This window comes from Vibrio sp. BS-M-Sm-2, assembly GCF_041504345.1.
In the GTDB taxonomy this organism is placed as follows: domain Bacteria; phylum Pseudomonadota; class Gammaproteobacteria; order Enterobacterales; family Vibrionaceae; genus Vibrio; species Vibrio satsumensis.
Genome location: NZ_CP167894.1, coordinates 283,338 through 309,427 on the forward strand (window position 1 = coordinate 283,338; position 26,090 = coordinate 309,427).

Annotated in this window: 16 protein-coding genes; 1 reads left to right on the forward strand and 15 read right to left on the reverse strand. The window is 40.2% G+C overall.

The genetic code is table 11. From position 1 onward, the window contains the following. Positions 1-21: 21 nt before the first annotated feature. The 15 genes from AB8613_RS01225 to AB8613_RS01295 form a co-directional block, all read right to left on the reverse strand. Entirely contained in the window at positions 22-1,398 is a 1,377-nt protein-coding gene (locus AB8613_RS01225) for an McrC family protein (RefSeq protein WP_372384258.1), read from the reverse strand. Positions 1,399-1,403: 5 nt separating this feature from the next. Continuing rightward, positions 1,404-3,476, reverse strand: coding sequence for an McrB family protein (locus tag AB8613_RS01230; RefSeq protein WP_372384259.1), 2,073 nt, complete (start codon positions 3,474-3,476; stop codon positions 1,404-1,406). Between the two features lie 95 nt (positions 3,477-3,571). Beyond that, positions 3,572-5,353, reverse strand: a complete 1,782-nt coding sequence (locus AB8613_RS01235; RefSeq protein WP_372384260.1) for a DNA/RNA helicase domain-containing protein — start codon at positions 5,351-5,353, stop codon at positions 3,572-3,574. Positions 5,354-5,365: 12 nt separating this feature from the next. Beyond that, positions 5,366-5,761, reverse strand: coding sequence for a (deoxy)nucleoside triphosphate pyrophosphohydrolase (locus tag AB8613_RS01240; protein WP_372384261.1), 396 nt, complete (start codon positions 5,759-5,761; stop codon positions 5,366-5,368). 89 nt (positions 5,762-5,850) lie between these two features. Then, positions 5,851-8,388, reverse strand: coding sequence for an antiviral RADAR system adenosine deaminase RdrB (gene rdrB / locus AB8613_RS01245; RefSeq protein WP_372384262.1), 2,538 nt, complete (start codon positions 8,386-8,388; stop codon positions 5,851-5,853). Then, on the reverse strand, positions 8,378-10,876 hold the full coding sequence (gene rdrA / locus AB8613_RS01250; RefSeq protein ID WP_372384263.1) for an antiviral RADAR system adenosine triphosphatase RdrA: 2,499 nt from the start codon (positions 10,874-10,876) through the stop codon (positions 8,378-8,380). Before rdrA ends, rdrB begins: the two co-directional genes overlap by 11 nt. A 7-nt stretch (positions 10,877-10,883) precedes the next feature. Beyond that, on the reverse strand, positions 10,884-11,582 hold the full coding sequence (locus AB8613_RS01255) for a hypothetical protein (RefSeq protein ID WP_372384264.1): 699 nt from the start codon (positions 11,580-11,582) through the stop codon (positions 10,884-10,886). Between the two features lie 2 nt (positions 11,583-11,584). After that, the gene (locus tag AB8613_RS01260) at positions 11,585-14,881 is read right to left on the reverse strand and encodes a type I restriction endonuclease subunit R (protein WP_372384265.1); all 3,297 of its coding nucleotides are present in this window, start codon (positions 14,879-14,881) and stop codon (positions 11,585-11,587) included. Between the two features lie 261 nt (positions 14,882-15,142). Further along, a complete protein-coding gene (locus tag AB8613_RS01265; RefSeq protein WP_372384266.1) occupies positions 15,143-16,072 on the reverse strand; it encodes a restriction endonuclease subunit S in 930 nt (309 codons plus the stop codon). Next, positions 16,069-16,575, reverse strand: a complete 507-nt coding sequence (locus tag AB8613_RS01270) for a hypothetical protein (RefSeq protein WP_372384267.1) — start codon at positions 16,573-16,575, stop codon at positions 16,069-16,071. The genes AB8613_RS01265 and AB8613_RS01270 overlap by 4 nt, the downstream gene beginning before the upstream one ends. Continuing rightward, positions 16,565-18,211 carry an N-6 DNA methylase gene (locus tag AB8613_RS01275; RefSeq protein WP_372384268.1) on the reverse strand — a complete coding sequence of 549 codons (1,647 nt, stop codon included), beginning with the start codon at positions 18,209-18,211 and terminating at the stop codon, positions 16,565-16,567. The genes AB8613_RS01270 and AB8613_RS01275 overlap by 11 nt, the downstream gene beginning before the upstream one ends. Before the next feature lie 325 nt (positions 18,212-18,536). Beyond that, a complete protein-coding gene (locus tag AB8613_RS01280; RefSeq protein ID WP_372384269.1) occupies positions 18,537-19,382 on the reverse strand; it encodes a hypothetical protein in 846 nt (281 codons plus the stop codon). Then, entirely contained in the window at positions 19,379-20,677 is a 1,299-nt protein-coding gene (locus AB8613_RS01285; RefSeq protein WP_372384270.1) for a hypothetical protein, read from the reverse strand. Before AB8613_RS01285 ends, AB8613_RS01280 begins: the two co-directional genes overlap by 4 nt. Then, positions 20,677-21,315 carry a hypothetical protein gene (locus AB8613_RS01290; RefSeq protein ID WP_065100348.1) on the reverse strand — a complete coding sequence of 213 codons (639 nt, stop codon included), beginning with the start codon at positions 21,313-21,315 and terminating at the stop codon, positions 20,677-20,679. The genes AB8613_RS01285 and AB8613_RS01290 overlap by 1 nt, the downstream gene beginning before the upstream one ends. Further along, positions 21,312-24,917, reverse strand: a complete 3,606-nt coding sequence (locus tag AB8613_RS01295; protein ID WP_372384271.1) for an ATP-binding protein — start codon at positions 24,915-24,917, stop codon at positions 21,312-21,314. Before AB8613_RS01295 ends, AB8613_RS01290 begins: the two co-directional genes overlap by 4 nt. 275 nt (positions 24,918-25,192) lie before the next feature. Between AB8613_RS01295 and AB8613_RS01300 the strand changes: the two genes are divergently transcribed. Further along, complete coding sequence (locus AB8613_RS01300; RefSeq protein ID WP_372384274.1) at positions 25,193-25,837, forward strand: WYL domain-containing protein; 645 nt, start codon at positions 25,193-25,195, stop codon at positions 25,835-25,837. The last annotated feature ends 253 nt before the right edge of the window (positions 25,838-26,090 follow it).

Consider the following 26,090-nt stretch of genomic DNA (forward strand, 5'->3'; position numbering starts at 1 on the left):
AGAGTCTTTCCCGCACTCGCATTAGTTTGATTGCTGTTGAAGAACTTCAATACTAGAGGGTAAGTGGAAAGCTGATGGCCATCTGATGCCCGTATGTTTCTTCTCTGATATATCGAATGGTACGACCCAAAGCTGATGCCCACCTCCCAACTCAAAGGGGAAATGCAGTGCTTCATCAAAGTTGTCTTGGCTAGGGTAAATCAGCACCACATCCTGACCACTTTCATCATCCGCAAGGTATTTTTTTGCATAAGCAAACAGTTGGTAAATATCCGATTGGGAGATATTTGAATTACTTAACTTGGTATTGAGAAGCTTCCACTTCGTATCGAGCACGACTTGATTGGAGCTCCCTTCCTTAATAATCAAATCTGGGCGTAAACTGAATTTGTTTCTACCGTCATAACGGGCAAGGTACTCACCAGTAACTTGTGTACTAACACTGAGCTTAGGATGACTGACCGCTAGTTGTTCTTTTAAAACTTTAGCAACGTAGTCTTCAAATACCTTCTCCATAGGGAATAAAAGAGAAGCTGCGTTAGCACCACCTTTCATCGTTTGTGGAGAAAAGCCTTCTAAGATTAGTCGACACCAGTCTAAAGGTATTTGGTAGTAACTCATCCCTCTATCAAGCCTGACTTTCGAAAAATCAACGCTGTAGTCCTTACTCTCTGGTATTTCATTAAATACAAAGTCTAGCTCTTGTAACAACTTTTGATTTTCTGCACTCCGCGTATAGCCTTTCACTCGTTTTAGAGCACTATGCATTAACCGGTTTACGGGACGATCGAGTAAGAACTCATCGTACTCACAGTAAAATTTATGCTTACTAATGGAGTTATGCCTAACTTGTTTTCCTACATTCAGCTTCCCCTTTAAGAAACCTAAATTGTCTTCCCTACGCACATAGTCACTTCTTAAGCCACGTTTTACGAGCGTGTTCACCGACTGTAAGAACTGGCCTATAAATACCTCTAACAACGGCATTCTTTGGCGAGTAATATTAGCATTCGAGGTTTGAATATGTGAGAAACCTTTCAACGCACGTAACATTACTAGTAGTGTGTACCGAGCTTTCACATAAGCGTCATCATAGTTGTTGTCACTACCTTCATCTGTTAAGCCTTTTCCGATTTTAGGCAAGATTTCAATTTGCGTTTTATCTGGCGTGAACATAACTCCTGCATAGTTTTGAACTTGCAGAACTTCCATACCATTTCGACGACGTAATTGGAGAAGGTTTCTTTCATTCTCATTACTCAAGCAAAGCTGCTTGAGATATTGATAGGCTGATACAGAGATAACTTGAATGTGTGAAGATGTAGTCTGATCTTTCAGCACATCTTCACTCACTAAACAGTCATACTCGAAGAGAGTGATTTCTTGCTTGGCTTTCACTAAGCTTACTCGCTATCTTTTGCGTAGATAGCTTTGAACGCTGTCGGGTTTTGCCAAACAGTCCCTTCCCCAAAAGGCTTGAATGAGTATGTCACTTTGCAATCCTCATACAGATCTAACCCATGTTCAGGGCCAAATAACTCGCTGTAGAAGTCTTCTGTTCTTTGCAAAAATTGTAGACTCTCATCTTGTTTCAAACTGTCACCAAGGACTAAACGAATCTTGCTCCAATCTTCATAAAAATACTCTTCCAATAGTGGGATTATCTTGTTCTTAAATGCTGTCTGTAGCTCGATAAACGCTTTGCCTTCATCAATCTCACTGAAAACAGGGAACAAGAAAGCATGACCAAGCGTATGCTCTCGGTCATAGAGAACTTCAATTCGCTTGTTAAGTGTTTCGAGCAATTTAGATAAATTGATGCCCTTAACTTCTTTATCAGCAAAAAGCGCGGGGTTTGGCATCATCTCTTTAAAGTCAAAACGACGACGTAATGCTGTGTCCATCATAGCCAATGAACGGTCCGCCGTGTTCATAGTGCCGATGATATATAGGTTATCTGGCACTGAGAAACTATCACCAGAATAAGGTAGGGTGACTTCTAGCGGCTCCTGCGCACCTTTGCGCTTAGAAGGCTCAATCAAAGTAATCAGTTCACCAAAAATTTTTGAGATATTCCCTCGATTGATCTCATCAATAACTAACACATAGTTTTGGCGTTTAATCGCAGGCTGTTGCTCGATATCCACTAGTCCCTTTAAGTAACGAACCAGTGGGTTATAGTAAACACCAAGACCTGTTGAGTATTCCCTTGAGCCCTCAAAGATCTGCTTTAGCGTATTGATGCTAAGAGTGTGATCTTTCTTACCGTTACTTTTCTCAAAGAAAATGCGCTTTTCATTGAAATCAACAACATGAAAAGAGGTTTGTGACATGTTAATTTCAAGACTGTCTACTTCTGCAAGCTTTGCTGCGAAAGCTTGCCAACATACCTCAAAGTTGTGGCCTTGTGATGCTGGTTTTTCAGTACTGTGTTTTTCTGCTTCCTTGCAGATTTTCCGGAACACTCCTTTCTCGACATCATAAGAGATATCACCACCCTCAGAGTTTGCTTTTAACCCTTCAACAAACTCTTCATAGCCATAGCTTTGATGAAAAGTAACAAAGCGAATTTGACCAGTTCTTGTGAGCTCTTTGTATTTTTCCACCAACTTTGTTCGTTGTTCTTCTGATGCGCCACCAGCTTGTTCGCTAATATTAAGGTTGGCATAAAACTCAGGTTCTGCAGCTTGAACCGCTGCTTCAATAGTGTGATAGGTTTTGCCTGTCCCTGGTGGTCCGTATAAGATTTGATTAAGAGGCATAAGCACAAGATCTCTAGGTTCTTTTGAACATTGCTCTATCTGAGGTAATTCAGCTAAGTCCATTAGACTGGTTAAATAATATGGGCGCAGTATGTTTTCCTGAAACAATTCTAACTCCGCTTTTTGATGTGGAACTTTCCCCAGTGTATTGTTATAACTAGGAGCCCATCCATTACCTAAGCCTGAATACCGCACCAATTTAGGCAACCACTTTATCACCACGTATTTTCTAAGTTGCCACCCAGCCCCCAATGGACAACCAGGATCGCTAACTATATCACTTGCAACTCTAACTAATCCTTTAACATCCCCACTCCGACAAAGGCTGACAATATCTCCGACTTTCACCTCTCGAACAAACTTCAAGCCTTGGCTTTTTTTTGTGCTCTCGTGTACCGTAATATACTGGTTCTTATCTAACCAATCTGAATTTGCTGAAGAAATCTCACCAACTCCATGGGAAACTTTCCAAATACTAGGGATAGCTTTTAGTGGGTCTTTGTTAACCAGTTCATATCCGTGCTTTTCAAAAAACCTCTCAGCGTCAGAGGTATGACACTTACTGTGGTGAACATCAAAAATCACACTGTAGAGTCTTTTTGCTGGATACAAATTGCCTTCAATTTCAACAAAGTGATGAAAGTCCTTTTCGTAATAACCATCTTGCTTCAACCGAGTTACGGCATCCTCAACTGACCGCTTTGAAACGTCCATACCTAGCCTCTTTCCTTACTATTATTCTTGCTTTGTCCTGTTCTAACAGGATTTTGATAAACACAACTATAGTTTTGATTGAATGATTGCTGCCTTTATAGGCATTGTGCTCCTGCACTTAAGAAATATTCGTAAGTTTCGTCGAACAGTGCCTCTTGAGGGAAATAAAACACTACGCCATCTCTACCTCTTGTCATCAGTACCCGGTAACTATTAAGCTTAATTTGAAAAGGGTTTTGAACATTTCTATTGCCTTTATGAAGAACCCAGCCACTGCCATTGTAGAGAAAGTCTTTCGCCCAGATTAGCACTGGCATATCAAGCTCTAACCCCTGGCAATCAAACTCACTAATTGTGCGCTGGAAACTACAACACGATGTCGAAGAACTAACGTCATCATGGAACCATGGGCCCAATGGTTGTTTGTTATACTTGATGTTGTCTGACGAACTTAACAAGCCATACTTCTTGTTGGTGTTTTGATATCTATTGAGACAGTATCTTTTGGCTTTTTCCAAATCTCTGGTTAGATAGATATTAAAACCGTCTTTAATCGTCTGCTTAGCCAGCGCAACATCCGGCTTATCATTCAAAACACCTTCCACCCACTTAGGATATAAACTTGCGCTATGAGCTCGTAAAGACTGATCTAAATTTAGCAATGGGTTTACTCGAACACGATTACTGCTCATGAATTGAAAATGATGCTCTAACGCTGGTGGGCAAAAAACAATCCAAGGCTCTTCACTACTTTTCAAAGCATCACACCAAAGAGAAATACCCACCTCTTCACCTACATAAATCTCTTGTCCCTCTCCAACTAGAGCGACATAGTGACAAGGCGTTTTATCTTTATCTTTATCTTTATCTGCGATCCTGATGATGCAAGAAGGCTCCGACATTTGGTAATTCTTGTTTTTATTTTCGTCCCACATCCTCTGAGCTTCATCAAAAACAACCAAATTAGTATGAGGGGTTGTACGTGGCTTCATATATTCGCGTTTAAAGTCTTTCAACGCGCGAACAAACGTTTTGTCATCAAGAGCATATTGCAAGACATCTACCAGCGGGCCATTCCCAGATAGAAACTGGCCTCTTTTGTTCCGATGTACAAACTCCAAACCCAGCAACGTCTTCCCTGCTCCAGGAACACCAGTAACCAGGGTCAATACACTCGCCCGATTTCTATTTCCTTCACTCTCAACCCAAGCAGTTACTTTATCCAACTCATCAAGCGCTTCATATATTCCTGCGCTTTTAGCGCTCTTTAGCTCTTCTATTGGATTGTTTTGAAATATCTCTACCGCTGCATCTACTAGATTAGGTAATGGTGCATAGGGCGATTCAAGCCACTGTTTTAAATCAGTGTTAGTTGGAGCGCCCGTTAAGTACTTATCAAGAAAGGCTTTGAGTTTATCGCTAGATAGGATTGAGATATTACTTTCGATATCCGTTAATTTACCGGTGGATTGAGTCAAAACCAAACCGGCAATCACCTCTAGCTCAGCGCTTTCATGATGGTAATTACAGAGATCTCGATAATAGCCGCACAGCTGATCATAATCCGCTCGCTGATAGCGATCCTTCATTTTGAATTCTAAAATGAATAGCTTATTTTCGACAAGAAGCAGAACATCGGGTCTACGCCCTCCTTCCATTGGTAGAGCGTACTCAAAAATAATATAGCCATCAGATTGGGCACGCTTGGAGAGTTCTTTCTGAAGATGACGAAAGCAATCAACCCAAGCTCGTTTCTGAAGTTCACCGAGCTCCAAGCCAGGGAAGTTCTCACCAAACTCAGAACACATATTGGCCAACCAGTTTTCTTCTTGTTCTTGAAGAAAAACATCAATCCTATTTGCATAGCAATAAGTCATTCACGGTCCTCTTCAGTTTGCTTGCAACTTTGCAACGATGGGAACATCAGCTTCGGCCCAATCTAAAGAAGTTAGCTCATCGAGATTTAACCACAATGCTTCAATATGCTCAGTAAGTACTATCTTTCGGTTTTCGACAGGACATAAGTAAGCGTGCATCGTGATATGAAAATCAGGGTAAGTATGTTCAACCGTCATGACATAATCTACATGTTCGATATTTAGATGAAGCTCTTCTTTCAACTCTCTTTTAATGGCTTCTTCTCTCTGCTCACCTACTTCCACTTTCCCGCCGGGAAATTCAAACTTCTCATGGATATAAGCTAACTTTGAAGGACCGCGCTGAACACACAAAGTTTTGCCTTCATGTTGAATAATGGCCGCCACTACTTCTATGTTTTTTACCAAACTAACCTCAAATCAATAATCATACGTTTTGAACTCAAACACCATCACATAAGGTAACTTCAACGGCTCACCTGAGTAACCACTAAAAGTTAATTCACCCAGTCCAAATGATTCTCTTCAAACACTTCTACGCCCTTTTGGCGGATGCGGTTAATCCAGTACTCAGCTTTATTTGCTCCCACCCCAAAATGATCAACAGCTGCTCGTTGTAATACTCTATGCTCATTCTGAATTGATGTTGGCATTAATGCTGAATCATCTGTATTTACACATACTGAAATTGAACCACGCCTTAAACCAAACTTGTTAAAACGTTCTCCCGCGTTTAACCAAGATTCAATAGGTGGATTCCAACGATAAATAGGATGTTCATGATAATGTTCAAAGCGCCCTATATATATATTTGATGTTGGACAAGCTTCGAATACTATTTCTTGAGATCCGTATTTTTCCATTTGTAAATCTTGAATTGCTTCGTACAACTCTAATTCTGCTGCTGATATAGAGTCAAAATATGTCCCATACTTATAGCCAAAAGGCTCAAAACCTTGCTTGGGATTACAATGAATAATTACTGGTTTTTCACGCCTATCAAAAAAGCGTTCATCTAACTCAGCTAATATGTATTTTTGCCAAAGTGCGAATGCCTTTTGATTACTAGCGTTGCATTGTATTTGGTCAAAATCTATTATCCAATCACGGAATAAAGGGTTCTTAGCATCTATAACTGGAGGCATGTCAGTAGATAACTTATCAAGGTTTAATGCATAAGGGCAATTTCTCCTCAATTTCCAAGCTTCATATAAACTTCGACATGAATGTTCCTCTTCGTAAAGATAGCCTGACCAGAAATTAATCTTCTCTTGCAGTAAATGCAAAACACCAGTAAATTTCGGAACTTTTTGAATAACTTCAAGTGATTTCTGAAAGCACCAAACAAGGTTGTCTAAATGTTCACCTATTGTGACATAAGCCGTTTGTTGTCTTTGGGCCCACAAAATAGGCGATACCCCGAGTGCTAGCCCATGACCGATTCGATCTCCTGACTGATAATCACAGAAATACACAGCTTCATCGATTGCTCTTAATCCAGAGAGCAAGTGGCTATAATCTTCACCTGCATGAATAGTTAAAAATGGTCTTTGATAACGAGTTGTAAATAGGCTCTGTGATGAGTGTTTAGCTGAACGCAAAACCCGCAAAGCAGGAGCAAATACTTCAATTGGTAAATCGTTCTCATTACCTGCCACATCATAACCACGTATTGCTTTACGCAAATCAACTTGTAATGATTCATTCTCACTTTCAATGCGAAATGCTTTTACCTCGCTATCAGAAAAAGAAACAGAACCATGAAATTGTTGAAGGAGCCTAACTTGATTCTTTATATTACCCCTAAACTTAGACTGTCTTTTGTCTTCCCTTTTACCGCTTCTGGTAAAATGCAAAACAAAGTGCACCCTTTCTGTTAATGATTCTTTATAGAGGACTTCTAAACTAGCCTTTAACGCCTTCGGATCTGCCGGAAAGCTATTACTCCCAATAGCAAAATTTGGTGATACTCTAAACTCCCTTACTGTTTCTTTTGATATATCTGATTTAAAAGCATCAAGACCAACAATATCTTGCGAAGCTAAAGATCTCTGCCTACGGAGTGGAAAACGAAAAGATTCTACAAATTGGCCTAATCCAACCCCCATTACAATCATATAATTACGTAAAATATTGCTTATACGAATATAGGTTTCTAAAGCTTTATCTGCTTTGTTACTTAAAGAAATCAAGCCGGTACAGAATAAGAGCCAACGATTCGCTGATGGAATTAATAAACAATTAGCTTGTGATAAACAATGTTGAGTAAAATTAGCACAATCACCACGTTCAATATATGAAATCGCATCACCCTTAAACTCAATATTAATATCAGGCTTTATATGTAGTTCATTTATTCGCGTATAATCATTATCAAAAGCAAAAGCTGCCAAATTATCACCCAATAAAGCACTCCACTTAGGCAAATCACTCTTTTTATATTTTTCACTTTCAAATAAAGTGCTTTCTGGTCTCCTTGGCCACTTAATTTTACCGTTTACCTCTACTCCATATAATGAAAAGCTCAATAAAGATGGACCTGTATGCCCATGCCCACCTTGATGAACATGATTATCAGCAAAACCCTTCTTTCCTTTTGATTGCTGAAGAGCCGTAGGGCACTGATGATTTTTAATACAAGTTATAATCTCCTGTTCACTAATATCATAATCATGAGCTAAATCACTATAAGCTTTTGCAACAATCCAACTAACATCAATTAGAGAGGCTAATTCTAACCACTCTTCAAGATAATTTGACTTAACCTCAAAACGATTACCCTGCCAGATTAAATACTTCTCAACCAATAAAGATAATAATTTTTTCAAACTAATCTGATCAAGGTTAAATGAAAAAATAAGAGCCGTAACATCTTCATTTCTTAGCATTCTTGATATATACGGTTGATAGTCAAAAATACTTTTTTCTTGTAATAGTAAACTTTGCTTATCAATACCAGCCTCATTAAATAAAAAACGGTCAGATACAAGTAAGGAAGCGTAAGCGATACTTTCATCACTAGCTTTAAGCATCATCACCCTCTACATATAACTGTATTGCTTTTAATAAGTTAGCGTTTAATTCTTTTGGTTCAACTAATATAGTATTATTTGTTATTCTATTGTCTTTAATAAAGGCATCTAATTTGTTTTTATTTTTTCCATCTAATGCGTCTAATCTATTTTTAAGTGTAGATACTTGCTTAAGCTCTTTAAGTTCAAAATCTTTTCTTAACTTCACCAATTTACCTTCCAACTCTCCTTTCCCCAAAGAAAACTGTGAATGCAAATTACCTTTTGAATTATTTAACTTAAATATTGGATGTTCCCATAGAGCATCTATGAACTTTACATTCCATTTACTATCATCCTTTGACTCAGACCTTAACTTCTCTTCATTACGAGTAATTGTCCGGTCATACTTCTCAAATTCATTATAATCTCGTAATGTATTATAATTATCTGTTTGAGCAACATTAGCATTTATTGCATTACCTTTAATCGATGCTGTCATTGCTGAGTTAACAAGAATCAATTCAAAACGTCTTGCTAAATCCGTCAAATGCTCGTCGGAGTAATTCTTCTTAGATTTATATAAATTTAGCGCAGAAAATGTCTTATTAAACATAAATGAAAATATGGATATAAGATCACTTGAATTTATTTCTTCAAATAATTCTCTATTATTTACCTTCCACTCATTAATTTCTCCTGACAGAATCTTTGCAGAAGAGCGCTTAGAATCACTTTCTTTTTCAACCTCTTCTTCATAGTCGCCATCCTGAATAACTTTAGTTGGATTTGCATTAAATATTGAATAAAATGGTCTACGACCAAGAATATTATAAATATCTTTTTCGACATCTACAGACTTATTTACGAACGAAAATAAAATCAATTCAAATGCACGACTACAAAATACATATTGGTATGTATTTGATAGTGTTGAATAATAGTCACCATATGTATAAACATCTAGTAATAGATTAGATTTACTTTTACGCTCTTCAGACAAGGAGGAATTCGTGTTTTTTATTGCCCCTTGTGTAACATACTTTTTGTCGTCAAAAAACTCATAAGGTGGCATACTTCGTAAAGTATAACTTTTTTCATTATATGCACTCTCCAGTATAGATAAATTACCATTTAGTTGAGCTGACACCTGCTTGGGTTGTAATGAAAACATTGAATTTAAAGAATCTTTTTGGGAATCAAAAAAACATTTGTTAGCCCAAGGATATCGGTCTTTGCTCATTTGCATTTTAGGGTTAAATGCAATTAGAGATTCAATATTAAAAGAAGAATCCTTATCTAAATTATTAAGCGTAAACCATGACATTGCGTTAGTAAAAGAAACACCGTTTTTCTTTTGTGCAGCCCAACTTTGGTAAGCCATCCATACTGGATTAATACTTTCATCACGTAATACTTCAGGATTAATAGAACGTACTAGTTGTGTTAGTTCTCGTGCAGACTCTGGTTCAGGCCAATTATTTATAACCTCTTCATTTGAACATAAAAAATAAAATCGGTTAAATATTAAATTATAATATTCAACTATTCTTAAACCGCCACTTAAGTGAGGCACAATTCTTAGCTTTGGTATAATTTGTGTTATCGGCTGCAAACCAATTCGCATTTGATTTGGGAAAACTTTTGTTAAGTAAGATGTAGTCAACTCCTTCGATACATCCTTTCCTTCATCAGTTAAACCTTCATTTTTAGATTTACTATCATAAGCATTGCTATCAAAATGGACATTTGTCATTTGTTCATATAAACGCATGTCACCGCTAACAATAGGTATAATATATGGACACCCAAGTAAACGACGCACATCATCTACAACTTCAAATGCTCGACCAAGCGCCATATCTACATCATCAATTGGTAGCACCAGAGCTTGGCAACCCAATAAATTAATTGCCGACTCTATAAACAAATGGAAATAGTTTTCAATTTGAATACCAGAATTATATTGTAGAATTTTATCAATTCCTGAATGACCATTAAAGTCATCTTTCTTTCCAAGCGCATCTGCTAATTTTTTTAGTGAGTTATAGAAATGCGACTTTTCTTGCTCACTAACAGAACTTACACCATGGCATCCACTTGAACGTTTAATCTTTTTTTCAACTACATAATAAATTTGAGCGATTATTACGTTAGAAAAATGATCGTTATTTACAAGCATTGTTGGGTCAATTACGTTTAGAAATTTAAGTTCTTCTTCCTGTATATTTTCTTTTTTACAAGATTTTTTCCACAACTTCTCACAATTCCTCAAAAACACAGTTTTCCCGGTACCTCTCTGACCAGAAACAAGAATTGCATTGTGAGATAACCATGTTTTGTTATTATCTTTCTTTCTATTCTCTTTATACTCTTTAGCTTCTCGCAATGTAATTTCAAGTTTATTAATTAAACTTTCTTGCGCCTCACACTGCCAAAATTCACCACTGGAATCTGAATAATCATCTAGATATTCAGCTTTTATGTAATTTAATTTTAATATACCTGTCATAACTAGCCTACTTCTTAAACCCTTTCACCCAACCAATAGCACTATCAGCTACTGAGAAATAATCACCAACAATGTCTTGATTAGCAGAATTAACGTTAGCTTCTTCTAGAGAAAACAACTTTGTCAGTGTATTTTCTTGCTCTATTTCAATTGTTCTTTTATCGGCATTAATTACTGCTAACTGATGTTCTCGTTCTAAACGTTCCAAATGATAGACCATTGTGCGATTACGACTCCATGCTCTTGTGTAGCCAAGCATTCGGTTAGCCGCATAGGTCACTACAAATACGGCAATGTGCACCGTACAAATAGCTGCAAGAGTTTCCTTTGAATAGAAAACACCTAGCAAGATAGCTTGTGTAATAAACAAGGTTTTAACCCATTTATTGAAGCTTTCAAGAAAGAAGAAAACCACCGCCACGGGCCAGAACAGTGTGAGTTGCCAATTCACAATATCAAAGTCTCTTAACAGGAATGGGTTAGTATCAACTAAGTTGATGTCGAACAAGCTGTTGGAATAAATCAGTGTTAAGGAGAAAACAACCCAGAACATACTGTGCAGTGCCAACCTTCTTGTCACTTTATGAGGAGTAGAGAAACGTTTTTCCGCATTTCTATACTTTTCTAAATGATGTGTGATTTCATCAAAAGCTTTATCACCTTCAAGTGGCTCTTTATTATGTCTTTTATCTTGATACTCAGTCATTTTTATCGGTTCTTCTTATAATTCTCAGCCTGCTCTAGCACGCCTTTGTATACTTCATCGTTGGCGACTGGTGGGAAGCCGTATTTGTGTAGCAGTAAGATTAAATCCACTTTCAACTTAGCTTTGATATCATCGCGGCCTGCCCAGTCTGGGTATTGAGCGACATTGTCTACGGTAATTTTCATTTCCTTCGCCAGTTCGAGCATCTTGCCATCGTCGTAAGTGAAATCGTACTTCTTACGCATGTGATTCAAGATATCGAGGAACGCTTTCTCTTCTAGGTCGATGCCTAGGTCTTCAAACGAGCCCATTTCTTTCACGATATCAAAGATAATGTCGGTCATTTCTTGAGAGAAAGTATCGAACTCCTCACCATTCAACACATCATTTTCACGACGTTCGTTATACTGCTCCACCAGCGATTGGAAGCGCTTAGAGAAATTCATCCCTTGTAGCTGGTTGACCTTTTTAAAGTCACTTATCGCCTTCTCTAGTAGCTTTTGAAGCAACTGAATCTTGGTGTTAGGCAACTTAATCTTGTTGATACGAGCTAGGTAATCTTCGTCAAAAATATCGATAGCTTCGGCGTGCTCATCACCAATGGTAAAGATCTCTTCTACTCCATCGGCACGGAGTGCTTCTGCCACTAACTCTCGAACACGCTTATTCATTTGTGCCGTGTCTGGTGCATCACCTTTGGTTAGCTTAAAGATGATAGAGCGCACTGCGATATAGAAGTGAATTTGGTCGCGCTCTTGCTGAGATAACAATTCACTACCACAACAAACATCATAAGCCGCCTTCATACGGCCAACTAAAGCCATGAATCGGGTTTCGCCTTTCTTGGTTTGAAGAATGTATTCTGCCGACTGATTAAGACACTCTAGCTGCTTACACGGCTCTCCTGTGTAATAACCTGACGTATCGAATTTGTGGAACATCTGCCTTAACAGATCGAGATGGTTCTTCACCTCAATAACGGAAAAGCGAATATCTTCAAAGTTAGTCTCATCAGCCTTTGAATACATCGCTAAGGCTTGATTCATTCGCGACTTGATACCAATGTAATCGACAACTAGCCCTTTCGCCTTGCCTTCAAACTTACGGTTAACACGTGAGATGGTTTGAATCAGGTTGTGTTTCTGCAACGGCTTATCGATGTAGATAGTATCCAATTCAGGAACGTCAAAACCTGTTAACCACATGTCGACTACAATGGCTATTTTGAAATTCGACTTAGGACTCTTAAACTGCTGGTCGAGCGATTTTCGATATTCCTTGGTTCCTAACAGGCTGTACTGATCAGGATCATCGTCTTTGCCGCGCGTCATCACCATTTGCACCATCGCAAGTGGCTTTAACTCTTCTTTCTCTTTATCAGTCAGCTCGACGCCATCAATTGATAGCTTTTCCTCAAACCATTCTGGCCTTAAGATTTTGACTTGCTTATAAAAATCAAACGCGATTTCACGACTCGCACAGACAAACATCGCCTTGCCCTTTATCGTAGAACCTTCTTTAACTCGCCCTTCATAATGTTCAACAAAGTCTTTCGCCAAAGCTTCAATACGGTCAGGGTCACCAAGGATCGCGTTCATATTGGCAGAAGCTTTCTTGCTCTCTTCTATCTGATGTTCATTAGTGCCAGCTTCTGCGCACGCTTGGTAGTATTTCTCTACCTCTTCAAGCTTGCTGTTATCAAGAATGACTTTAGCGGCTCGGCCTTCATAAACAATACGAACCGTAATTTCATCATTAACAGATTCTGTCATGGTGTAGCTGTCTACTGGATCACCGAATACATCAAGGGTGGCATCAATCGGTGTTCCGGTGAAACCAACGTAAGTCGCGCTTGGTAGAGAATCGTGCAGATACTTAGCAAAGCCGTATGTCTCTTTCACATCGACGGCTATACCATCTTGATATTTGATCACCACTTTCTTATCGAGGTTGACCTGTGAACGGTGCGCTTCATCAGAAATACAGATGATGTTTGTACGCTCTGAAAGCAATTCGATGTCTTCGGTGAACTTATGAATGGTAGTCAGGAACACACCACCACTCTTGATGCCTTGTAGCTTATCTCTTAAATCTTGACGGCTTTTAACTGGCACTACCATCTCATCACCAATGTAATCAGAGGCATTACAGAACTGTTTAGAAAGCTGGTCATCGAGATCGTTGCGGTCGGTAATAAGTACAATGGTCGGGCTTTCAAAATCGATGCTTTTCATCAATAGGCGAGATAGAAACTGCATGGTAAAGCTCTTACCACACCCTGTTGCACCAAAGTAAGTACCGCCTTTACCACTACCGTATGGCTTACGCTCTTTGTCTATGTTGTAGTAAAGCTTACGCGCTGCGTAGTACTGCGGGTAACGACAACAGATTTTTATCTCTTTCTTAGAGGTATCAGGGAAGAAGACAAAGTTCTTCACTACATCAAGTAATCGAGTTTGGTTAAACAACCCGGCAATCATGGTGTAGAGGGAATTAATACCGTCTTTTTCGGTAGACTCGTTGCCCGTTACTTTGCGCCATGCGTAGAAGAACTCATAAGGCGCAAACAGGTTGCCCATTTTGTTGTTCACACCATCACTAATGATGCACATCGCGTTGTAGACGAACAGCTTAGGAATATCACGGCGATAGCGAATGCAGATTTGCTTCCAAGCATCAAAAATGGTCGCGTCTTTCTCTCGCACGGCACTTTTGAACTCAAACACCACCAGCGGTAAGCCGTTCACATAAAGAATGCCATCAGGGATTCGAACTTGTTCATCGACACCCTCAATCTCTAGCTGGTTAACGATTTTATAGATATTGGTGTCAGTCGGTTCTAACCGATTTGTTTCTAAGTACGTAACCTTACCTTCAGCAACTTCTCTATCAGAGTTATCTGGTTTAGATTTATTCTCTAGCAGCGGGACAAACATCAAGCGCAAGGCTTGTGCCAAATGTCTTGTATCGATTAACTCAATATAGAGGTCTTTCTTTGAGCGATCTTCACGCTTAAACAAGAAGCCATTAGTTAGCCATTGGCAGAAGGTCTTATTGCTATGGTACAAATCACTGGCAGGCAACGTTGAGATCATACGCACAATGGTGTCGATTTCGCTCTCGGTTATACCATCGCCTCGGTACTGCTTGGCAAGGTAGCGGCGTAAGTCATCTAGAATGAGTACTTGCTCTTTGTCTTCACGCGCTATTTGTTCACCCACTACGTGTGGGTAGCCTTGCTCACCCAATAGCTCAATAATGGCCTGTTCGAGTTTGGCTTCAGTAAATTTTAAGCTCATCGCCTTTTCCTACTGCTGTTTGACGTTGTTTGTTGTTTTCTAGATTGAGTTATTTGAATTTATCTTTGGAGCAAATCGATTTTGTTCTGTCATCTGAGGTGTGTTTGATTCGCCACCTTAGAACTTCACCTTCGTCAGCTTAGAACCTCGCCTTTGTCATCTCAGAACCGAGGGACGAGGTATCTGAGATCTCATTTTTCACCACCGCCAAAAACGAGATTCCTGATAAGTTCGTCCCTCCCTTTCTGGAATGACGAAAAGTTACTCCACGATTGCTTTCGCTGCTTCTACTTGCACGTTTTCTAAATCGATTTCGCCGGAAAGCAATTTAGGAAGCAGCGTGTCACGAAGTTTGGTTAAACTACTTATACTTTTATTTAAAGAGACTTTTTTTGATGTGTAAGATGCAAACAACGGTTCGACTACTTCCGCCAAGCTGATCGGGGGCACAACTACTTTCTGTTCAGACAGAATTTTTCGGCTTAATTCAGTTTGTCCTGTACTACCTTCCCCAAGAGCTTCAATACGCTTTTCATGAGCTAACATTAGCTGCCCGAAAGTGTACTTCAGACATTTTTCTTCATTTGGACGAACAACTGTTACGTGCGAATCTACTACTGTAATTTCATCAAGATAAGTCACCTGAGCAACCCTGCCTAAAGTGCCAACACCTGTAGAGTTAACAAGAACATCACCAACTTCTATCTCTCGTCCTGTAATCTTTCTCAACTCCGGGTTATTACGACGGCACAAGTCGAAATTAATATCATGGTTGCGTATACACTTTTGATTTATAACTTGGATACCGCCTTCATCAAGATATTTTGGTGATATACCTCGACGAAGCTCTGTTGTAATATCCGAAAGCTGAGTGGTAGCCCACCCATGAGGCACCCAACCTAACTCACTTTCATCAAATTCATTCGGAAATAGCTTGCGAACATCATCAGGGAGTGGCTTAAATTCCGCACTTTCACGGACTGCTTTTCGGCGTTCAGCGCGAGCTTCGAAACCTTCTGGAATTGCATTGCCCATATCAAGTGCATTATCAATTACAGGGTCGAAATCGACAAACCAAGATTTGAACAACGTTTGCGCCATTTGCTCTAGGGTTTGGTTGATTTGGTTGTTTAATTTCTGTTTGCATAGGATATCTTCAGCATTACGAGAAATAACTTTTTGAATAGTCATAGGGAGTAATGGGATTTCAAATGATTCGATATGCCCTTTGGTAATAGCTCTTCTACTCCCCCTGCATTGAAGTTCTCAATATACTTTTTGGTCTCTGGCAAACAAAGAAAAGCTAATAAATAACTAGGTAGACACTTTTCCTTATCTACACGAATTATACATACATGTTGGTTGACTGCTGCTGGTAATATGCTCTCGGGAACTAAACAGCAACGAGCGAAAGTTAGTCCATCACCGGTAATATTTAATAAAATATCATCACGTTGCAGATGAACACCTTTTAACTTGTGTGCATCTCCATCAGTTATAAATCTGATTCCATCAGTGTTAAACCGAAAATCATACACATTCTGACTTCTAACAAACGCAAAAACTTCCCTCTCATCAATGTATGCTGACTCCCCACCTCTAGGTGTAGAACCTGAGCCTATTTTTAACGAAATATCCTTCAGTTTTACTACATTCGCCCCATCTAAGAAATGTTCAAACTCATCATTCACCATAGCCTAGCGCCTCCAAGTTGTGGCGAATTGCATTATCTAACTCTTGAGATTGATTCATTTGGCTATATAGCGTTTGTGAAAGCTCACGCATCTTGATTTCAAATGGAACATCATCATTTTCTACTTCGGCTGCGCCGACATAGCGCCCCGGAGTCAGCACAAAATCATTAGCCTTGATATCTACAATGGTGGCTGATTTGCTAAAGCCTGCCTTATCTTCGTATTTCTCAACTTTGCCATCACCACGTTCAATACGCGCTTTTAATTCCGCTTCATCACTGCGCCATGCATGGTAGGTGTCGGCAATTAGAGCTACATCATCTTTGGTCAGTTCTTTATTGGTACGGCTAATCATGGTGCCCATTTCACGAGCATCAATAAACAAAGTCTCTTTTTGGCGGTTACGGTAACCTTTGGTGGCGTTCTCAGTTTTGTCTTTAGTGATAAACCAGATACACACTGGAATTGTTGTTGTATAAAAAAGCTGCCCCGGCAAAGCGATCATACATTCAACGCGATCGTTCTCGATAAGCTGCTGGCGGATCTCCCCTTCACCGGAAGTATTTGAACTCATAGAGCCGTTCGCCAATACAAAACCCGCCGTGCCTGTTTCACTTAGCTTAGAGAGCATGTGCAAAATCCAACCGTAGTTGGCGTTGCCTGTTGGTGGTGTACGATAGCCAGCAAAGCGCGCATCGTCGGTTAGCTCGGCTTCATTACGCCAACCTTTAAGGTTAAACGGTGGGTTAGCCATGATGTAATCGGCTTTTAAGTCTTTATGCTGGTCAGCAAAGAAGGTATCGGCGGCACGTTCACCTAAGTTGCCAGATAAACCGCGAATGGCTAAGTTCATCTTCGCCAGTTTATAAGTGGTCGAGGTCAACTCTTGACCATAAATAGCGATGTCTTTGGTGCGCCCTTCGTGCTCTTTAATAAACTTTAACGACTGAACAAACATACCGCCGGAGCCACAAGCCGGATCGTAGATTTTGCCTTGGAAAGGTTCTAGCATTTCAGCTAATAGCGTTACCACTGACTTAGGCGTATAGAATTCACCCCCGCCTTTGCCTTCGGTTGCTGCAAACTTACCTAGAAAGTATTCGTAAACACGACCGACTAAGTCTTCTTCGCTCATGTCGCATTCGTTCGCCAGCGTATCGATGTTTTCAATGCTGTCGATAAGTGACGCCAGCTTTTTTATTTCCAAACCTTGGCGCGAGAAATAGTTGTCTGGCAAAGCGTCTTTCAAGCTTGGGTTGTTTTTTTCGATCGTCGATAAAGCGGTATCAATGATGATAGCGATATCATCTTGCTTAGCGCGTGCTTTAACAAATGACCAACGCGCATCTTCTGGTAAAAAGAAGATGTTGTCTTGTTGGTAGAACTCTTTCATCTCAACAAAAGCTTCTTGCCCGTCGTCTATCATCTTCTGACGGCGTGCTTCAAACTTGTCGCTGATGAATTTTAAAAACACAAGGCTTAATACCACATGTTTGTATTCAGATGACTCAACACTGCCACGCAACTGATTAGCGGTATCCCAAAGGGTCTCTTCGAAGCCTTTGGTCGCTTTTTTAGCTGTTGACGCGGGCTTAGCTTTTGAGGCAGGTTTCTTATTAGCGGGTGCTTTTGCCATGTTGTTAATTACTCGAATAATGTAGGACTCTGCTTTCAAGCGCAGACTATTGAGGGCGATTATATATGAAATTGAATGAGTTGAATTGATAAAGCTCCGATTTTAGACGCTTTTTACGTGCCTTAAGGTAAGGAAATATCCAAATGATCGAGCATTTTAAAAAAGCCAAAAAATTCGTTTAATCTTTATAAATAATTCAGTGGCTAGATTAGTAGTACCTAACTGCCTTGTAGGCACTCTGCATGAGCTTCACAACATTTGATTGATTACCCCAAGGTAAAGATGCCTATCTTCGCACTTACAGGGGAGCTCGACTTTTACGTAACTAAATTTGGTGTAACCTTACGGCTATTTGATTTGCCATGATTGACTCTTGGGTTATCCCTTTTTCCAGTTCAGACATTCTGGACTCTAACTTAGGGGGAATAAGTTTTGAGACTCGATTCCAGTCTTGGTATTGGTCCGCAAATAGCTCTGATCGGCCATGTTCTTTGAGAGTATCTGTTGATAAACTAGGTAGCAGCATATAAGTCGCTCCCGATGATAAAGCTAAAGAAATACCTTTAGGATCGGTATCAAACCAAGCTATAAGCTCTACGTCTGGAAAAGCCAACGCAATTTCTTTTGAGATTACTCCCGTGTCCTTATCCCCCCGGTAAACGATAAGAGGGTTAGGCCCTATGTCGGTTTGTACTAATCTAAACTTAGAGAATGCCTCATAGTTTTCAACAATTACAATTTGGCTGTGCTCAATGCTCGTCAAATGGCTTAGAGCTACCTCAATGTTCATACCCTCTTGTAATTCATACGATTTGCCATTAATGTTCGTGGACAAAATCCCATAAACTTTAATGACCTTGTCTTTAACAGGACTTGAGCTTAACTTCTCGTTAGGAAAGAACTGAGCCATATCCGTTCGAGAATTAGGGATGGGATCAGTTAAAAGATCAAAACCAGATTGCTCTTTAATCACCTTCCTAATTTGACGTATATCTCTAGGCGTCAGCTGTAAATGTTCTCCTCTGGCGCTCCCAACACTAAAGTCGCGATGAAAAGTATCAAACACGCCACTCAGCGCTACACTGGCACCTTCATTAACCTTCGCAGGAGAGAAGAGTTGCTTTAGCCGATTTAAATCACTACCCGTTATATCATCAATAATTCTACTCACAATTTCCTCGCTATAGACACATCTTCTAAGTGAAGGTTGCCGTAACCTATATTGCTACCTTTTGCTGAATAGGTATAAGACCCGATAGGCTCAACGGTAAAGCCTTTGCTATCTTCGGGAAGCATTGAACTATGGAAATTAAGCACGCTAAATAGCCACACGTCTTTAGCGCAAGTGAGCTGGTCAAGATCTTCCGGTAAGTCACTATTGATTTGCTCGTAATACTCCAAAGCGGAAATGCTGGTTTTTCCCTTACCAATAAAGGCTTCAGCAAAAAAGGTATCGCAATGAGAATCAATGTCCGCTTCAATCAGCTCTTGTATTTCAACATCAAGAGTTAATTCTCGGCGCTCAGCTTCTTCAACAACCGGAAGCTCTTCTTGTTCGGCGGGCTGTGCCGTAATTTTTTCAACAATATCGGCCAATTCCGGCTCTTGGTCCATATCATCAGGATTTGGGTGATGCGCAAATTGTATAGGCTCAGAAAGCCAAAACATCGGTATACCATCATGCTTTGCTACCTCATCAGGCAAGATCAAATCGTCACTTGGTGCCCAGTGTGGTTCTTGATCAATAAACCGATCAAAGGCATTGATCAGGTCCTTATCACGCTCGCGGTTACGATACTTCAGCATCAAAGCTCGGAGTTGAATTAGGATAGACCCGAGCTCTTGTTGGCAACTACGAATCGCACTGTGCATTTCAGCACAAAACAAGGTGTTGAGCTCTGAGTTATCTCCAGCCATTTCACTCAACAACTTAAAAGAGAAAGCTTTCATGCCAGTAACAAGCTTTTCAGCTTGCTCTATAGCAACTTGGTTCTCTTTTTGTTTTTGAGCGAGCGTATGGCCATAGCCAAAATCATAACTGATACGGTTTCTTAAGCGGCGACAAGACTCTTGCAAGTCCATTGTGATTTCATAAACCACACCTTCAAGGCTATTAAACCTATCCGCCTCTTGTTCTCTTTTGCCATTTAATTTAGCTTCCAGGTATTCTTGCGCTAAGCCCTGAATTTCTGGAATGCGCTCAGCATGTTGAGTCCCGAGAAATGAACTCGCTTCCGTTTCAAGGAAATAGTTCATCAGTGCTTCCATTTTAGGATGCACGCGGTAACCGCGGCTTGTCACGATAACAACACGGGCTTCTTTTAATTTACGTAGGTCATTGGCGTTTTCATGAGTTTCACGTATCGTGCCATTTTCAAAAACATGCGTTAATGTGTCCTTTGCTTGGCTGATTAAGCGAAGCATGTGGTTAACACCACCATGTTTGCCATTGTTTTGAGGGCTCATCAAAAGTTGAACTCCCCTTGGTTCTCGTTTGCTTTGTTAACTGTCTCAACGATCTTTTCATGCGTATCGATGAAATCGAGCACCTCGTAAACAAAGTCTAATTTTCCCGTCATCACATAGAGTTGGCGCTCTTTGTTTACTAAATGAGCCACCCCTTCTTTAACCAGAAATTCAACAACCACATTTAGTTTATCAGCGGCACTGTCACGCACTTTTTTTCGACTCACTTTTGGAAGTCGATAAATACTATCGAGTTTCTCCATCAAGCTAGGAGACGATTGGATTTGCGCACTCAGCACAGGCACATTTAACTCATCACCACCAACCATCACTGCTTCAACTTGAGCAGCCTCACTGACTGTCGCCACGAACTTAACCACAGGTCGAATGATACCGTGTACATTACTCATCAACGCGGTCACCTGACGACGATTGTGGTCGTCGATATTTTTATAGGTGACATAATAAGCGCTGGTTCTGCTCGTACATTGGAGCTCGCGGCTCATAAGAGTCAACGCTTGATTGATTTCTCGGCGTGTACGATCCTCTTTAAGCGTCTTGTAAGCTTCACGATCAGTTGCTGGGCAGATAAAGCTACCACTAAGCAGAGATTCTAGGACTTGTGATACTGGCTTCATGCTTCTACTCCTGTGCTAGTTTCAGCGGCTTTAGCTAACGCAAGTTTGCTTACTTTAGGTTTGTTGAAAATGTTCTTGTAAGGCGTTAAGTGGTACAGGTACTTGAATAAATTGGCTGTACGGTTATTGCCATCTGGTTGAGCCGCAATAACATTGAAGTTGTGTGCCCCCATCATTTTAAGTAATTTAGCTTGGTTTTCTGCCGTCAGCTTACCAATCTCATCGGTTGGGTAAGTTATGGATAGTCGACTTGCTCCACGTTGTTGCGTCAGTAGTGCTAAATACAACATGGATTGAATGAGCAAGTTCGTACCATTACTGGCCAAATCACGCATATCTTTATCTGTTTTGGCCGTTTTACGCTGGTTGTTCTCGATGACTTCAAATTTGATGTCAAACAGCTCAGTAGGCTTCTTAACTTTCTCGGCACTAATATGGTATGTCAGTGTACTTAAAGCGTTGAAAAACTCTTTGGTTGGTAGCTCAGCCGATCCCGTTTTATCCCACTCTTCGTAAATCTCAGAGAAGTTAATAATATCTTGCCAACCTTGTAGTTTGGAAAGTGAACTTTCAACGTTAATGTCAATAGAACCAACCACCGAGAACGTGTTATTGAGCTTTACTTGTTCAGAGATATTACGACCAAGTTTCTTAATGTCACGGTCGAAGCCGAGTAGCCGATGCTTGAAGTCAACGAGCATACGCCCCATGTTGACCGCGCTTTCAATTGTTATGCTGGTCACCTGAGGAATAATGTCATTCATGATGATTTCTAGAATATCTATTCGCTTAGAGTCACTAGCAACAATATCCTCTGTAATGGCGTTTCGGCTGCTTTCATTCCAGAAACGATACAGCTCCCCGTCACCAAGGTTGAGAGTGATAGTTTCCATCTGTTGTATATCTTTTTTACGTAGCTTAGTAAGCCTCTCTAACTCCGGGAGTTTGCTCTCTACATAGCTCAAGAGTGAATTTAAATCGCCGTTATAATCGAGCGCTTCTTGGCTGCCTTCTTCGCCCTCAAACATCACATAGTTAGTTAGGCGAGAGATTGCACTGTCAGCTCGCTGTTTGTGGTTTCTCAAGATAGAGAGCTTCTCATCAAACTCTTTTTTGGTTCGATGAGCTTTGGCTCTCAACTCTTTCAGTTTAGTTTCAAAAGATTCAAACTCTTGATGCACCGTTTCAAGTTCTTTGACCTTAGTATTTCGATCGTCACGTCTCTTAGGATCATCCACTTCATAAACAGCAAGCCATATCTCGTATTCTTTGATTTTATGAGACTTCACTTTTAAGTTTTTGATCTCATTATCAAGCAATTCAATTTCTTCTTTGTAGCGTTGATAGATTTCACCGCTAATACCTTGATCACTCAACCGCTGTTCATACTCCGTTTTGATGCGCTGTTTGTTCTCGCCTAACGTCAGAGTACTTTTTTCCAGTAATTCGTCTATAGCTCCGATCGTGAGATCAAGTGATGATTCAACATTGCTAATTTGAGTAAGCCTGTCGTTGTTTAGCTCTAATTTTGCTTCTTCAAAACGTTCAAGCGTCACTGAGATTTCCCTATCAATCAGGGCTATAGCTTTCTCAATCGATTTGATGTTTATATTAATTTTTTCGACTAAGCCCTCTTTTGCACGGGCAATCTCTATTTTCTTGTTTTTAAGGTTAACCTTAGTTTGTGATAGGTCACCCTCAGCGTTTCGCAGCTCATTGCGTAATCGTGATAACTCAAGCGTTGACTGCTTAATAGCAAAATCATTTTTCAAAATTTGCTTATTGAAATCAGCCTCTGCGTCTTCAAGCTCAACGATACGGTCCATCAAGTGAGCCTGCTCTTCCACATCAGCTTTGTTGGTGACACTACAATCTGCTAGGTTGCTCGTATCGATATATAAATCGTACATTGAACCTGAATCTTCAGTCATTGATGGTGTGAGTGTCGTGTCCATCAAAAGCTCATCGGTGAGAACACGACCAAGTGGAGAGCTTTGCCACCCCTGTCGATTAGCCTCCAGGAACGAGAACAAGGTTCCTGAATCTGGGTCTAATCGGTTACTTACTACTTTTAGCCTGGTTTCGGCATCGCGCATATTTCGACGAGTGGCCTCTAATCTTTCGAGTAGCTTTTCACGTTTAGTTTGTAAGTTGACTCCTTCCTTCTCACTCAAAGTTGTCGTGTGTTTTAACGTGTCTACTTGTTCTTGTAATCTGTCCTTCTCAGACTCCAACTGCTCTCTCTGCTCAATGAGAAACTCATCAATATCTGGGTTCTTTAGTCGCTGCTTTTGAGTAGCGAGTTCAGCCCTATGCTCCATAAGAGCCTGAGATTTATCCGCTGTAAAAATCGTATGGGTTTGGGTCAGTTCCTTTAACTGTGGCTGATATACATCGTCTATCTTGTCTTTTTTAACCTTGCACTCTTTCTCGGCATCAAGTTTTTGCTCTGTTAGGTCAGACTTTTCTTTATTGAACTTACTAACAAGGCTTTGTTTGTCTTTCTCATACTTTGCTTTGGCATCATTTACCTTAGTTTCAAGATCGGCGTAACTTTGTCTTTGTTGTGCCACCCTGTTTTCCATTTCTGGCAGTTGCTTTAGCTTAACGGACAGCTCTGGATAACCACTATTTTCGTATGTTATAAGCTTGCTGTGATGTACTTCGATCTCAGAGTTAATACTTGTGATAGAACGTTGAAGAGCGCTCTTTTGAACCTCTTTATCAAGCTTATCTTGATTAATTTCGCCAATCTGCTTGTCACTGTTTTCAAGAAAATCTGAGCGTTGCAGTTCGGTTTTCTTAAGAGAGCCATCAAGGCTTTCAGAGGCTTCACGAATGATTGTTAAGGCATTGGCGAGCTGAGTGGTTAGATAGGCAATCTGCTTATTGTTCGCAATAGCTTCAATGAACGCTTCTTTTTTGTCTAGGAACGCTGTTAGGCCGTTGTAGTCATCACACCATTGTTCAATTCTGTTTGCATCCACACCAAACTCTAATGTGCTATTCCCTTGCTCGAGGATATCCAGGAAAAGCGCCTTTGTGTCGGCCATATTGAATTCACCTTGAATCAACGCCGCTGTAATTTTTTCAATGTGACGAACATCATGACGACCAGAGCACAAAGAGTAGCTTAGGAACTGATTACTCAAATTCCCTGCATTAATATTTTGGATAATTTCGCGGTACTCTTTGACGCTAGTAATACGCGACTCGTATTCTAAGCCGTTAGCGTTCAGCTCCGCGGCCAGCTTTGTACAGCCGATAGCGTAAGGCTTATCTTCGCTGTCTTGTTTAATGATCACTGACTGCTCAAACTGACCTTTAACGAAAAGGTAAACAATGCCACCTTTAGTACTAAGGTTTCGATAACAAATGACATGAGCAACTTGACCACGAGCAGTAATGTACTCGAAAACAATATAACTGTTGTTGTGTGGTAAATACCATTCGGCAAAGGGCTTATTGACATTCGATTTTCTGACGATCTGCGTACCAGTCGCTCCATAAAAGAACGGAATGAGCCTTAACAGTGATGTTTTGCCTTCTCCGTTACCGCCAGTGATCTGAGTGGGGGCATCAAAAGAATACTCAGAAAACATCTTGTTTTTCTGATAAGAATTTATTGCGATAACTTTGGTCAATCCGGCATACATCATCGTATCTATCTCGAGTTATGTTGTTTTTCTTGACTGAAAATCAACCAGTTTGAATTTGTGGCCACTAAATCAGGTTACAGCTTTCAATACCATCGACTCTCTCACAGTAAAGATTCCTGACTCTTCCTGCCCTTCTCAATATCCACAATAAATATATGTACTTTTTTACTACATGTATATACTGTATACATCAACATGTAACATTTATGAGCACGAACATGAGTCAAGCAGATATCAAATGGGACCAACAGGTACGATTTCGACTAATTGAGATCATTGCTCTTTGGGAGGGTCGACTGACGACAAATCACCTATGTGATGCTTTTCACATAGGGCGACAACAGGCTTCTAGGGATATCAACAAGTACATTAGCTTAACTGACCAAGGTCAATTGATACTCGATAGGACAATTAAAGGCTATAGGCCAGCAGACAACTTTAAGCCTTCATTTACTAAAGGGACTGCTCATGAGTATCTACTTATGCTTCATCAGCAATATAACCAAGAAGAGACCTTCGAGTTCTTTAATTGGGGGGAAGCTCAATCGACCGTATTGAACGTTCCTGAAAGGGCTATATCACCAAGCATTGTTCGAGGATTAATCGCGGCAGCAAGGGCTAACCTTCGCGTCGATATTGACTATGTATCACTCTCTACACCTGAGGTTCGAGGTCGAATTATTGCGCCTCACAGCTTAGTCTATGATGGGATCAGGTGGCATGTAAGAGCATATTGTGAAGAGAAAAATGGATTTCGAGATTTCGTGTTAAGTCGCTTTAGGAACGAACCTGACTTAATGGATAAGTCACCAAAAATGCGAGAACATGATGACAACTGGAACCATCAAGTTAAGTTAAGTTAACGATTACACCTAATCCTTACTTGTCTGAGCAACAACAAGTTGTTGTTGCTGACGACTACGCTATGAAAAACAAGAAGATGGAAATAGTAACTCGTGGAGCTTTAGTCAGTTATTACTTGCGACGTATGGGCGTCATACAAGACCAAAAGCTGCTAAAAGAACAACCAGAAGCCTATCAATTGACTGCTCACTTTGACGAAAGTCTACCTATATAAATCAAGGTTCGTTCGAGACAGCCCGATAAGATTGGTGA